The 13,021-nt window shown below is 46.1% G+C and carries 11 protein-coding genes, 2 tRNA genes and 1 pseudogene; 3 read left to right on the forward strand and 11 right to left on the reverse strand.

Annotated features, from left to right (window positions below):
* Positions 1-918, reverse strand: coding sequence for an EamA family transporter RarD (gene rarD / locus CBP12_RS04485; protein ID WP_086963366.1), 918 nt, complete (start codon positions 916-918; stop codon positions 1-3).
* 285 nt (positions 919-1,203) lie between these two features.
* Here rarD and CBP12_RS04490 point away from each other — a divergent pair, with 285 nt between their 5' ends.
* Positions 1,204-2,073, forward strand: coding sequence for an SdiA-regulated/phytase-like domain-containing protein (locus CBP12_RS04490; RefSeq protein ID WP_086963369.1), 870 nt, complete (start codon positions 1,204-1,206; stop codon positions 2,071-2,073).
* A gap of 126 nt (positions 2,074-2,199) precedes the next feature.
* On the forward strand, positions 2,200-2,850 hold the full coding sequence (locus CBP12_RS04495) for an HAD family hydrolase (RefSeq protein ID WP_086963371.1): 651 nt from the start codon (positions 2,200-2,202) through the stop codon (positions 2,848-2,850).
* 57 nt (positions 2,851-2,907) lie between these two features.
* Here the strand turns inward: CBP12_RS04495 and CBP12_RS13685 are convergent, their stop codons facing one another.
* Both CBP12_RS13685 and CBP12_RS13690 read right to left on the reverse strand, forming a co-directional pair.
* A complete protein-coding gene (locus CBP12_RS13685; protein ID WP_232455150.1) occupies positions 2,908-3,105 on the reverse strand; it encodes a hypothetical protein in 198 nt (65 codons plus the stop codon).
* A 2-nt stretch (positions 3,106-3,107) separates the two neighbouring features.
* Complete coding sequence (locus tag CBP12_RS13690) at positions 3,108-3,557, reverse strand: L,D-transpeptidase family protein (protein WP_232455151.1); 450 nt, start codon at positions 3,555-3,557, stop codon at positions 3,108-3,110.
* 210 nt (positions 3,558-3,767) lie between these two features.
* On the opposite strand from CBP12_RS13690, the gene CBP12_RS04505 reads away from it, so the two are divergent.
* A complete protein-coding gene (locus tag CBP12_RS04505) occupies positions 3,768-4,328 on the forward strand; it encodes a hypothetical protein (protein ID WP_086963373.1) in 561 nt (186 codons plus the stop codon).
* Between the two features lie 94 nt (positions 4,329-4,422).
* On the opposite strand, the gene CBP12_RS04510 is transcribed toward CBP12_RS04505, so the two are convergent.
* The 8 genes and pseudogenes from CBP12_RS04510 to lon all read right to left on the reverse strand — a co-directional run bounded on the left by CBP12_RS04510 (position 4,423) and on the right by lon (position 12,987).
* Positions 4,423-4,509, reverse strand: a tRNA-Leu gene (locus tag CBP12_RS04510).
* 19 nt (positions 4,510-4,528) lie between these two features.
* Positions 4,529-4,602, reverse strand: a tRNA-Cys gene (locus CBP12_RS04515).
* 276 nt (positions 4,603-4,878) lie between these two features.
* Positions 4,879-5,427: a CDP-diacylglycerol--glycerol-3-phosphate 3-phosphatidyltransferase gene (gene pgsA, locus CBP12_RS04520; RefSeq protein ID WP_086963375.1), complete on the reverse strand. Its 549-nt coding sequence runs from the start codon at positions 5,425-5,427 to the stop codon at positions 4,879-4,881.
* Positions 5,428-5,466: 39 nt separating this feature from the next.
* Positions 5,467-7,295 (reverse strand): annotated as a pseudogene (gene uvrC / locus CBP12_RS04525) (excinuclease ABC subunit UvrC).
* Positions 7,296-7,301: 6 nt separating this feature from the next.
* Positions 7,302-7,943, reverse strand: coding sequence for a UvrY/SirA/GacA family response regulator transcription factor (gene uvrY, locus CBP12_RS04530; protein ID WP_086963377.1), 642 nt, complete (start codon positions 7,941-7,943; stop codon positions 7,302-7,304).
* A 196-nt stretch (positions 7,944-8,139) separates the two neighbouring features.
* Positions 8,140-10,035: a SurA N-terminal domain-containing protein gene (locus CBP12_RS04535; protein ID WP_086963378.1), complete on the reverse strand. Its 1,896-nt coding sequence runs from the start codon at positions 10,033-10,035 to the stop codon at positions 8,140-8,142.
* A gap of 115 nt (positions 10,036-10,150) precedes the next feature.
* Positions 10,151-10,426: an HU family DNA-binding protein gene (locus CBP12_RS04540; protein ID WP_086963379.1), complete on the reverse strand. Its 276-nt coding sequence runs from the start codon at positions 10,424-10,426 to the stop codon at positions 10,151-10,153.
* Positions 10,427-10,635: 209 nt separating this feature from the next.
* Positions 10,636-12,987: an endopeptidase La gene (gene lon, locus CBP12_RS04545; protein ID WP_086963380.1), complete on the reverse strand. Its 2,352-nt coding sequence runs from the start codon at positions 12,985-12,987 to the stop codon at positions 10,636-10,638.
* Positions 12,988-13,021: the final 34 nt, after the last annotated feature.

The following is a 13,021-nucleotide window of genomic DNA, read 5'->3' on the forward strand; positions in this document are numbered from 1 at the left end:
TTATAGAGGCTCATTACTCGATAGCGAGGCATCAAAAGGATAGCGTTTAAACAAATAAATACGCCTCACTCCTTCTAATATTAATAAGCCCACCGCCAGCCAAATGGCAATATAAGTCGGCCATTCGCTGGCTTGAATGGTCTCGCCTAATATTAACGACACCACCACCAGCAATACCGGCTCCACATACCCTAATAAGCCAAATAAACTAAAGGGCAATAAGCGACTGGCCAAAATATAACACACTAAAGCCAGCGCACTGACTGTCCCCAGTCCTATCACCAATGGCCATAATACGGGACGCTCAGCAAACGCAGCAAAGGGTTGTTCCACCGATAGCACAAACCACGCCGCTACCGGCATGATAAGTAACATATCACACCATAAGCCGCCGAGATTATCGGTGCTTAGGCTCTTTCGCCATACAAAATAGGCAGGGTAACCTAACGCCACCACCAGTGTTTCCCAAGAAACGCCACCCGCTTGCCAAACCTCGTTACTCACTCCGATGGCCGCCAACCCCACGGCCATCCATTGGATGCGAGTAGGACGTTCTTGGTAAAAAAAGCGTCCAATAACGACCAGCACTAACGGCATCATAAAATAGCCCAGCGAGACCGGTAAGCCGCGCCCATTAATGGGCGCCCACATAAAGATCCATAATTGCACCCCCACCAGCGCTGCCGATAAGGGTAAGCCCCACCATAACTTAGGCCTATGTTTAAGATCTGTATAAATAGCGGCGATATGGCGCCAATCTCCGCTAAACAGCAAAAACAAGCCAACACACGGCATGGTAAGCAGCATACGCCAACCAAACACTACCTCACCGCTGAGCGGCCACATTAAGCTGGCATAATAATATAAAAACGAAAATAACACGGCAGAAAACACCGATAGCGCTATACCTCGAACCATGCTCCCTCCGTTAAATCGTTTAAATATAATGGGCAGCTTATCAGCTGGGCTCTTACTTTTGGCGGGCATTAAAAATAAAATAGGGAAATAACATTAAAATGCAGCACAGCTCACCACTTACTTACCTTTAAAGCGGTATTTAACAAGTAGAGCATTGTTACCTAGGCCCATAAATAGCCCGTTTATGAGTAAATAAAGACAGGCCTTGCACTTTAGTACTTAGCGTCAAGCTTTGAATACTGGCAAACTTTAATTATAAGATGCTCACTTAATCAAGGAGCAAAGATGCCCATTATCCTGTTACTGCCTGTGTGGTTATTACTGAGTGGCTGTCAGCCCGCTCCTGGACACCCGCTTATTTTAGAGCCAATAACTCATTTTGATGAGGCTTTAAAAGAAAGCTCAGGATTGATTGCTTATCAGCAAGGGTTTATTAGTCATAATGACAGCGGTAATCCAGCCGAATTATTTATGCTCACGCCTCAAGGCGACATTAGTCAGCGCCTCAGTGTGCCAAGCCCCAATCACGACTGGGAAGCTATCACAATGCACGAAGACACGCTCTATATTGGCGATATCGGTAATAATGGCGGTCGACGCCAAGACTTACACATCCTTAAATTACAATTAGCAGATAATAAAGTAGAGTTGCTCGCCAAGCTTGCCATTAGTTATAGCGAACAAACGCGCTTTCAACCGCCTATGCACCAGCATAATTTTGATGCAGAAGCGCTCACTTGGGTAGACGGTGAGCTGTGGTTATTTACTAAACGCTGGCTAGATGCCAACACCACCCTCTATAAAGTTGCTCCCAACCCACCATTAACAAGTGCTAGCCCGTTAACGGCCCAACAGCAATTAGCGCCGGCCATGTTAGTCACAGGTGCAGACTTTGACTCCCACACTCATACATTAATGTTAGTGGGTTATAGTAGAAACTGGCTTCATCGCCATGCATGGTTATGGTTGTATCCAATCGTCCAAGGCCAAGTGCTTGAAGAGCAAGGGCAACAATTTAAGCTCAGTGAGCAAGGTCAGTTTGAGGGAGTCAGCTTAGGAGCTGATGGCCATATTTATTTAACGCGTGAAGGCAAGGGGATTAATTTTTTTTCGCACTCAACAGCCGTTACGTGCCCTACTCACTTTTATTCCTAATAACTCGTAGCGATGAGCCACAGTGGCAACGCTAGAATAAGAGCCAAAATTCACTATGATGAAGACAGCGCTCGCACCCGTAAATTGCCTCGGCGCACAGCATGTTCACTCTAGCAGGAGCGAAGAATGACGTTAGCTATTTTTGACTTAGATGAAACCTTAATTGCCGGTGACTCCGCCAGCCTCTGGCTAGAATATTTAGTGGATCGCAAACTCGCCACCCCCGATATTTTAGAAAAAGAGCAAAGCTTAATGGCTGCTTATTATCAAGGCTTGCTGGATATGGATGCGTATATGGCCCTTACCTTAGCGCCAATCCGTTATTGGCCAAGCGAGCTACTTGCTCCACTGGTTGAGGACTTTGTAGTACATAATATTTTACCTATCGTCTATAACGATGCTAAGTCTCGACTTAACTGGCATTTAAACCAAGGCCATACGGTAGTCATTATTTCTGCCACCGGCGAACACTTAGTTAAGCCCATTGCACGGGCATTAGGAGTGGAGCACGCTATTGGTATTATGCTCGATCATAATAACGGTGCCTATACGGGCCTCACCCAAGGCGTTTATAGCTATCAAGAAGGCAAGCTCACCCGTTTAGAGCAATGGCTACAACAGCACCAGCTTCGTCCAAGCTTAAGTTATGGCTACAGTGACTCGCTTAACGACTTACCTTTATTAGAATATGTGGATCGTGCGGCGGTCGTGAATGCCGATAATAATTTATATCGCTTAGGGCTGGCTCGAGGGTGGGAATTATTAACGTGGCGCTAGTTACAAAAACAGCCCTGCTTATAATAAGCGGGGCTGAAATGCCCAGTTAAAGCAGAGTTAAATATCTTGTTTGGGATATTTAGCAAACTCACGAGAGATGTCAGCGTAAAGCTCAACCGCCCAGCGCGGTAAATTATCCGCAAAACCATCAAGGGGCTGGAGGCGTGGATCGTGCGGGGCTATCACTACTGAGGCATGGTGCACGCCCACTTTATTCACCAGTACAAATAACTCTTCAACTGCAATATCCCCCACCGCTAAGCAACCCGTAGACTGTGCTTTGCCATGAATATAAATATCCCCCCTAAGTTACGCCGGCCTTCTTTAGCGGCGCGCATTAAGTCATAAGAATTCGGATAGTCTAAGCGCATTGATAAATGAAACTGACTATTTGGATTAAGGTGGGTAATACGATACATACCCTCTGGCACTTGGCGATCCCCTTCTTTTAACTTAGGGCCGGAGACACCACTGGCTTTGCTAATGGGGTAACTACGAATAAATTTAAACTCACCTTCACTGCGCGCCCACAGCTCCAGTGCTTTTTCTTCTTTCGTCGCCAGCAATACCACCTCTTTAGGGGGATAGCTAACATTGGCCCGCATAAAATAAGGCTTCATACGAATTTCGGCTAAATAACCGTATTCAGACATCACCGCATCCACACTGCTATGAGGATAAGCGGTGGCATTCACCGACGTTGTCATAAATGAGGCCATCATCAAAGCCAACAGGGTACATCCTGGTAAAAGACGCATACGCAAGACTAAACCTTATAATAAAGAAATAAAATCATAATAACCTGTGCCGTCAGTGGATGAAATCTGTCGCAGCAAATTTTTATTGCTGGCCTAATCCTCGTACTCACAGCGTTATGTATTAGGATAGCGCTTAATCTTTCCTATTAGGAGTTTACGATGAATTCCACTCGAGTTACCAGCGCTATACTACTGAGTTTAATGCTCGGTGGCTGTAGCGCCTTGGACTCGCTCCCTTACCTTGGCTCAAGCGAGGCTGACATCAGAGAAAACGCCGCTCAAGGGATAGCCATTACCCAAACCCGTCCCGCTGAGCTAGAAAGCATCCGCTTTTTTACTGACACCCCCTTTGTGAGCGAAGCACTCGCGAGCTGTCTTGAAGAATACCTAGGAGCAAATCAAGACCATACTAAGCGCTATTATAGAGGGCGAGATGTTATTAGAACCAGTGGCACTATTTCAAACTCAGAGAGTACGCTAGGTATTAAGCTAGCAAGCTATAGCATTGACTTTGATTTAGCCGTTCTGGGCCAGCACAATGGCAGCCATTACGGTTTTAGTCAATTACGGCTGGCGCGGTCAGATAAGCTTAAACTTAACAGCCATGCGGCACAGCCTATCTTGGCTAACAGTAGTAGCGCTAAGCGCGCCTATCTTACGCTACGCCAGTTATTTATAAGCTTGGATAAGTGCGTTCAAGAAACAACAGTCGTCAAATAAATAAGCCCAGCCTAGGTAGGCTGGGCTTGTTAACGCTAATTAGCAGACACAAAAAAGCCACTCTTGTGAGTGGCTTTTTTGTTATTACTTTATTTGGTGCCCGGAGCCGGAATTGAACCGGCACGCCCTTGCGAGCGAGGGATTTTAAATCCCTTGTGTCTACCGATTTCACCATCCGGGCAGACTAAGCTAGTGGAGACTGGAGGCGCGTTCCGGAGTCGAACCGGACTAAACGGATTTGCAATCCGCTGCATAACCGCTTTGCTAACGCGCCGTCTGTGTTGCTTGCCTCACTCACTTGCTAGGCATTTTAATGATTCCCGCGCCTAAAGCAACACTAATCTATACTTAAAAGTTCGTTCGCACAATTTTTAAACGCTAAGCCCTATTTTTGTATATTTAATAAACCTTTTGCGTATTTTTTCACTCAATTAAAAGCGTACTTCACGCAGTACATGGGGCTTAAACTATTCAATTAAGTGAGAAAATTCGCCCGCTCACTTATTTTATTTTTTAAAATTACTCGCCAAGCGGTGCAAGTGATCATTATTTAAGCAGAACCGGTAAGATTTCCCCAAGCAGCTTTTAAATAATCATAAGCAGAGTATAAGGTTAAGCCGGTAGCGATATACAAAAAGGCATAACTGGACCAAATCATATAAATGTTGTGCTGCCAAATTAGCCCGATCAAGGCCACCATTTGAATAGTGGTTTTCCACTTCCCTATCCAGCTGACCGCAACTTGTGAACGCTGACCGATTTCAGCCATCCATTCACGCAGCGCTGAAATAATAATTTCTCGCCCTATCATGATCAGCGCAGGTATGGTTACTAACGCACTACTGTAATCTTCTACGATAATAATCAAGGCCGCGGCCACCATCACTTTATCGGCCACGGGATCTAAAAAAGCACCAAAAGGGGTATTTTGTTTTAAGGCGCGTGCTAAAAATCCATCTAGCCAATCGGTGATCGCAGCCAGGGTAAAGATAATGGCCGCCCACATATAAGCGCCCTCAAACTGCAGATAAAACAGTAAAATAAATACGGGGATCAGCAGTAGTCGAAAAAAAGTCAGTAAGTTAGGAATATTTATCATTATATTAACGCCATAAAAGCATGCCGCGCATGGTGAAGTTTAGTGATGCAAGGCATCGTGAATTTTTTCTGCTAATGCTTGGCTAATGCCAGGCACCTTGGCCAGCTCATCAATGCTAGCGCGTTTTACTTCTTGAATGCCGCCCAAATATTTTAATAAGGCTTGACGGCGTTTAGCACCCACCCCGGGGATTGACTCTAAGCTACTAGTGACACGCGCCTTGCCTCGCTGTGCTCTATGGCCAGTAATCGCAAAGCGGTGAGACTCATCTCTAATATGTTGAATAAGATGCAGCGCTGGCATATCGCCAGGCAAATGCCGCTCTTCATGACTGCCACCCATAATTAACGTTTCTAACCCCGCTTTACGGCTCACACCTTTTGCTACGCCTATTAATAGTGGCTGGCGGGGATTATCTCCGAGCTCTCTCGCCAGCACCGCTTCCGCACGGGCTAGCTGACCTAAGCCACCATCAATAAATAAAATATCCGGTAACTTATCAATATCCGCTTGGTGATAACGCCGACTTAAGGCTTGCTCCATCGCCGCATAGTCATCCCCTGGAGTGATGCCCGTAATGTTAAAGCGGCGATACTCACTTTTTTGTGGCCCTTCTTGATTAAACACTACGCAAGAAGCCACCGTTTTTTCCCCCATGGTATGAGAAATATCAAAGCACTCCATGCGAGAAATAGGTCCACAGCGCAAAACTTCTTCTAATTGCAGCAGGCGCTGGCGTTGAGTGCTTTTATGAGCCAAACGACTGGCTAGCGCTGTTTGTGCATTAGTGGTGGCCAATTTAATAAAGCGGGCGCGCTCAGCACGAGTACGACTACGAAGTTTTATACGCCGCCCATAATGCTCACTTAAAGTATCACTTAACAAACGCTCATCGATCAGGGTTTGATCAAGCAAAATTTCAGCCGGTGCTTCTCGCCCCCCACGCCGGAAAGATAAAATTGCAGGACAAAACTTTGTAATACTTCCTCAGCGTCAGTGCCCACCGGCACTTTCGGGAAATAACTGCGCCCGCCTAATACTTTTCCTTGGCGAATAAATAACACCTGCACACAGGCTTGATTGTCGGTAACGGCTAAGCCTATGACATCCAAATCATCTAAAAGATTACCACTGACAAACTGCTGCTCTTGTACGCGGCGCAATGCATGGAGTTGATCTCGATATTTAGCAGCTTCTTCAAAGCGCAGCTCTTGACTGGCCAGCTCCATACTATTAGCTAAGTCTTGTAAAACTTGTTGATTTTTTCCTTGCAAAAATAAGCGCGCCAGTTGCAATTGATGCGCATATTCTTCATCGCTGACTAAGCCTTTTACACAAGGGCCTGAGCAGCGCTTAAGTTGATATAACAAACAGGGGCGTGAGCGATTAGCATAAAAGCTATCGGTGCATTGGCGAACCTGAAACAGCTTTTGCATTAAGTGCAAACTTTCTCGCACCGCTGCCCCATTGGGGTAGGGGCCATAAAACTCGCCTTTTTTCTTGCGAGCACCACGATGCAGCGCAATGCGCGGATGGGGGTGAGCACTAATAAAAATATAAGGATAGGACTTATCGTCTCGCAGCAGCACGTTATAGCGAGGTAAGTGCTGCTTGATGAGATTATGCTCTAAAATAAGCGCTTCAGTTTCGGTGTGAGTAACCGTCACCTGAACATCAACAATATTGCGCACTAAAGCACGAGTTTTTTCCCCGCTCACCTGAGCCCGAAAGTAAGAAGATAATCGCTTTTTTAGGTTTTTTGCTTTGCCCACATAAATAATCACCCCCGCCTCATCGTACATAAGGTAAACACCGGGTTGGTCGGTGACAACAGCAAGAAAAGCTTTGGCATCAAAGGCGGTGGTCATTTGAGCTTAAATTTTTTCCGCATCCAGCATGCCATAACGAATGGCTAAGTGGGTAAGCTCCACATCACCATTAATATCCAGCTTGCTAAACAAACGATAGCGATAGCTGTTAACGGTTTTAGGGCTTAAATTTAGCTGCTCCGAGATATCTGTCACGCGCTGACCTTTGGTGATCATCAACATGATTTGTAGCTCGCGCTCCGATAATTGCTTAAAAGGATTTTCTTGATCGCTAAATTGGCTAAGCGCCATGCGCTGAGCAATTTCAGGAGAAATATAGCGCTGCCCACTTTGAACTAAGCGAATCGCTTTGATCATTTCCTCAGGCGCAGCTCCTTTGGTTAAATAACCACTGGCTCCGGCTTGCATCACCTTAGTAGGAAAGGGATTTTCAGTATGAATCGTTAGTACAATTATTTTAACTTCCGGACTGGCGCGCAATATCTTGCGCGTGGCTTCTATGCCGCCAATACCCGGCATATTCATGTCCATCAAAATCACATCTGGCTGCTGTTCACGACACCAAAGCACGGCTTCTTCGCCGCTTTTGGCCTCGCCCAAGACTTTCATTCCTTTGACGTCTTCAAGTAGGCGTCGGATCCCTGTGCGCACTAACTCATGGTCATCAACCAAGAATACGTTAATCAAAAGAGACTCTCCGACTGGCTTGACGTAGTTATCATCATAAACTCTGCCTTCATCATAACGAAGTTACCCTTGAAAAGAAAACGCTGCATTGCTTTAAGCTCTGTTACTTTAATATCAATAACTTCAACTAATATATAGTCAAAAAAAGCCATTAAAAAAGGCGCCGTAGCGCCTTTGTTATTAGAAGATAGCCTTATTAATTTTCCTCGGAGCTAGATAAATCACCGTACTTAATTTTTGCCGATGATTTTAACGCCATAATGAAACTGGCAAACTCTTTTTGACCTTGAATGCCTGCTTGTCCTTCCTGAATTTGTGCTTGTAACTCAGAGTCATCCTTAGGCGTCACCACCTTATTAAGCTTAACTACCGCAAGGCTTGCATCAGTTAAAGTGACCTTTTGTATACTGGCACTATCTTCGCTTGGGCTTGGCATGGCAAATAAGCGAGTAAGCAGCGCACTGTCTTGCTCACTCTCACGAGTCAGATCCTTTAGCTCTTCGACGCTAAGCTCTTGCTCTGCAAGCCAGGCATCTTGCTTATTATTGGCCCATGCTGTTTGTAATTCGCTCGCCGCTTGCTCGGCTAGTTTAGCGGTCGCGGCGGTTGTTGCTTGCTCGCGCGCTTTGTCTTTCACCTCTGCAAACTCACGAGGGGCGGCTGGGCGCTGTTCAAGCACATGAATAACAATTGCTTTATTATCACCTAATTCAATCACTTCCGAATTCATGTCTTGTTCGCGCAACTCTTTAGCAAACGCTTTACTAATGACTCTTTGGTCATTGAGCGGCGTGGGTGCGTCTTCGGCTGAGAAAAAGTCGGTACTGACCACAGATAAGCCTAGCTCTTGAGCTGCCATATCGAGGGAGTCGGGAAACTCAAACACGAGATCTGCTAAGCGCTGTTCTTGCTCATAAAAGTCATTGGCTGCTTGCTCTTTAGCAAGACGCGCAGCAATACGCTCGCGCACCTCGGCTAGCGGCTGCGTTTTCGCTTCTTTTTTATCTAGCAAAGTAATTAAATGAAAGCCTTCGTTACTTTCCACTACTTCTGATACGTCGCCTACTTCCTTTAAGGCAAACGCGGCGTTATCAAAAGCGGGATCTAAAGTACCTTCTTCAATCCAACCCAAATTCCCCCCCTGCTCGCCAGAGAAGGCATCTTCAGACTCTGTCTTAGCTAGCTCTGCAAATGACTCACCCTCAGCAATACGCTTGGCAATCGCCTTTAATTTGGCTTTCGCATCCTCGCTTTTGGTAAGCATAATGTGCGCTAATTCGCGCTGGCCAGGTTGGCGATATTGTTCAATGTTAGCCTGATACTCAGCTTCAATGGCGGCATCATCTATGTTATCACTGGCTTGGCGATGGCTATCGAGCAAGAGGTAATTAATTTTAACTTGCTCGGGGCGCTGAAACTTCGCTAAATTTTCCTCGTAATAGGCCTTTACTTGCTCCTCACTAAGTTGCACTTGCTCGGCAAATTTAGCTAAAGGAATACGTACTATTTCGCCACTGCGCTGCTGGCGGCTTAGTTTATCTAATAAACCACTTTCTACGGTTAAGCTAAAACTTGAGTCTAACAGCGTATTCACTAATAACTGGCGACTTAGGTCTTGGCGAATATTGTCGCGGAGTTGTTCGGCGCTGATGCCGCTGCGCGCTAATAATTGCTGATAACGGCTATTACTAAATTGGCCGTCTTCTTGAAATTCTGGCAAAGCACGAATCGCTTCGCGCACTTGGTTATCACTGGCATAAATGCCAAGCTCAGCCACTTTTTGATCGATTAAACGCTGCTCAATAAGCTGCTCTAATACCGAGCGACGCAGCTGCTCTACATAAAGGGGATCCGATAATAACTCACTAAATTGTGGGCCTAACTGATCTTCTAAGCGGGCGCGCTCATTACGATAACCATTTTCTAATGCTTGGGCGCTAATGTCTTCACCATTAACAACAGCGGCCACTTCTTGCTTAGGCTGAGAGACATAACTGCCTACGCCTGCCAAAGCAAAAGAAATAATAATAAGGCCTAAAATCACCTTGGACACGGTGCCCTGGGCGCCCGCTCTGAGTTTGTCAAAAAACATAATCTGTTATTACTCCCGCTAATGGGGTATGTCATTATTATCAAAAAAAAAGCGCACCAAGTGATGCGCCTTTTCATTGGGCTTAGCGATGACTGAGCCTCACATCAAAGCGATATTAATTATTCACCGCATCTTTTAGTGTTTTACCTGCTTTAAAACCGGGGGTTTTAGCCGCCGCGATCTCAATAGCTGCACCCGTTTGTGGGTTACGACCGGTACGTGCCGCACGCTCGCGCACAGAAAAAGTACCAAAGCCCACTAAAGAAACAGACTCGCCTTCTTGCAAGGTTTCGCTAATAGCGTCAACAAATGCATCCAAAGCACGGCCAGCCGCCGCTTTAGTGATATCAGCGCCTTCGGCAATCTTATCGATCAGTTGAGATTTATTCACATTCATTCCCCTTGTCGGTTATGCGTTGCTGTTATGAGGCAAGCGTCACTGTAACATTGTTATTAAAAAACGGATGACTCGCTCAAAGCCGAGCCCTAAATACTGGCACTCGTGTCATCCATTTGCAGCACCAGTGGTATAAAGTGTTCCAAGGCTACTGCGTGTTGGCGCTGCTGACAAGTCAGAAACTGCATCCAAACGCGAAAAGCTTAAGCAGATCCCACAGAAAAGCCTTCTGGTGGATGTTCTAGCGCCAATTCCAGCACTTCTTCTATCCAACGAACAGGGCGGATGTCTAAATCCTGCTTAACGTTTTCTGGAATATCTTCCAAGTCTCGCTCATTTTCTTTAGGAATGAGCACGCGCTTAATGCCACCGCGACGCGCAGCCAACAGTTTTTCTTTTAAGCCGCCAATAGGTAACACTTCCCCGCGCAAGGTGATCTCACCTGTCATAGCAACATCAGCGCGCACTGGGTTGCCCGTTAAGCTCGACACCAAAGCGGTACACATAGCCGCACCGGCACTGGGGCCGTCTTTTGGCGTGGCGCCTTCGGGGACGTGTACGTGGATATCACGTTTTTCATGAAAGTCGCTGTTAATACGTAAAATATCAGCACGCGAGCGCACCACTGTCATGGCGGCTTGCACTGACTCTTTCATTACATCACCCAACGAGCCGGTATAGGCAAGTTTGCCCTTACCCGGTACGTTAGCCACTTCAATGGTTAACAGCTCACCGCCTACCTCAGTCCAAGCTAACCCCGTCACTTGACCAATTTGGTTATGTTCTTCAGCTTTACCATAATCAAAGCGCTGTACACCCAAATAATGGTTAAGGTTTTCTTGATTAATAGTGACTTGCTTAATGTCTTTATTAAGCAATATTTCTTTTACTGCCTTACGACACAACTTAGATATTTCACGCTCTAAACTACGCACACCCGCTTCTCGAGTGTAATAGCGAATAATGCCAATAATCGCCGAGTCTTCGATGGTAATTTCGTTTTTCTTTAAGCCGTTTCGCTCAATTTGCTTCTCTAATAGGTGATTTTTAGCAATGTTAAGTTTTTCGTCTTCGGTATAGCCAGACAAACGGATCACTTCCATACGGTCTAATAAAGGACCTGGAATATTCATGGAGTTAGAGGTGGCGACAAACATGACATCAGATAAGTCATAGTCCACTTCTAAATAGTGATCGTTAAAGCTGTTATTTTGCTCAGGATCTAGCACCTCTAGCAAGGCTGAAGCCGGATCACCGCGCATATCAGACGCCATCTTGTCGATTTCGTCCAACAAGAACAGCGGATTACGCACCCCGACTTTGGCCATTTTTTGGATAAGTTTACCCGGCAAAGAGCCTATATAAGTACGACGGTGACCGCGAATTTCGGCTTCATCACGCACGCCGCCAAGTGCCATGCGCACGTACTTACGACCCGTAGCTTTGGCTATTGACTGTCCTAGTGAAGTTTTCCCCACCCCAGGTGGCCCTACTAGGCATAAAATAGGCCCTTTTAGCTTAGCGCTACGACTCTGTACCGCCAGATATTCAATAATGCGCTCTTTCACCTTCTCAAGGCCATAGTGATCGGCATCGAGCATTTGCTCAGCTTTCGCTAAATCTTTTTTAACCTTAGATTTTTTCTTCCACGGCACGGCCACCATCCAGTCGATGTAGCTGCGCACCACAGTCGCTTCTGCAGACATAGGCGACATCATTTTCAGCTTGGCAAATTCAGCATCGGTCTTGATCCGTGCTTCTTCGCTCATGCCGGCATCTTCAATCTTTTGTAGCAAGGCTTCAAATTCATCAGGCACATCATCCATCTCGCCCAATTCTTTTTGAATGGCCTTCATTTGCTCATTGAGATAATACTCACGCTGACTTTTTTCCATCTGTTTTTTAACGCGGGCGCGAATGCGACGCTCCACTTGTAACAGATCCATCTCTGACTCCATCATGGCCATCAGATATTCAAGTCGTTCACCCACATCGTTCATCTCAAGCACTTTTTGCTTATCTTCAAGCTTAAGTGGCATATGAGCGGCCATGGTATCGGCAAGGCGCGCCACATCTTCAATGGCAGACAGTGAGGTCAACACTTCAGGCGGTATTTTTTTATTGAGCTTAATGTAATTTTCAAACTGAGTGATGGCCGAGCGCACTAATACTTCTTGCTCACGCTCTGCAAGCTCTTCAGTTTCAATATATTGGACTTGGGCAACATAGTAGCCCTCGTCCTCTTGTAACTGCTCCATGCGCGCACGCTGGCCACCTTCAACCAGCACCTTTACGGTACCGTCAGGCAGTTTAAGCAATTGCAAAATATTAGCGACCGTTCCTACGTCATAAACGTCGTCGGCTTTGGGATCATCGGTCGCCGCTTCTTTTTGCGCGATTAACAGTACTTTTTTATCTTGCTCCATGGCCGCTTCTAAGCAACGGATGGATTTTTCCCGGCCCACGAACAATGGGATCACCATATGTGGGTATACCACCACGTCACGGAGAGGCAAAACAGGGATGTCGATGCGTTCACAACGCTCTAGGGTCATAGTGTCCTCTCAGCTTGAATGCAATGTAATAAGC

Source organism: Oceanisphaera avium (assembly GCF_002157875.1).
Classification (GTDB): domain Bacteria; phylum Pseudomonadota; class Gammaproteobacteria; order Enterobacterales; family Aeromonadaceae; genus Oceanimonas; species Oceanimonas avium.

Excerpts from the sequence above, each read along its gene's own strand:
- rarD (WP_086963366.1), bottom strand. The coding sequence starts at position 918 with ATGGTTCGAGGTATAGCGCTATCGGTGTTTTCTGCCGTGTTATTTTCG.
- CBP12_RS04490 (WP_086963369.1), top strand. The coding sequence starts at position 1,204 with ATGCCCATTATCCTGTTACTGCCTGTGTGGTTATTACTGAGTGGCTGT.
- CBP12_RS04495 (WP_086963371.1), top strand. The coding sequence starts at position 2,200 with ATGACGTTAGCTATTTTTGACTTAGATGAAACCTTAATTGCCGGTGAC.
- CBP12_RS13690 (WP_232455151.1), bottom strand. The coding sequence starts at position 3,557 with ATGACAACGTCGGTGAATGCCACCGCTTATCCTCATAGCAGTGTGGAT.
- CBP12_RS04505 (WP_086963373.1), top strand. The coding sequence starts at position 3,768 with ATGAATTCCACTCGAGTTACCAGCGCTATACTACTGAGTTTAATGCTC.
- pgsA (WP_086963375.1), bottom strand. The coding sequence starts at position 5,427 with ATGATAAATATTCCTAACTTACTGACTTTTTTTCGACTACTGCTGATC.
- CBP12_RS04535 (WP_086963378.1), bottom strand. The coding sequence starts at position 10,035 with ATGTTTTTTGACAAACTCAGAGCGGGCGCCCAGGGCACCGTGTCCAAG.
- lon (WP_086963380.1), bottom strand. The coding sequence starts at position 12,987 with ATGACCCTAGAGCGTTGTGAACGCATCGACATCCCTGTTTTGCCTCTC.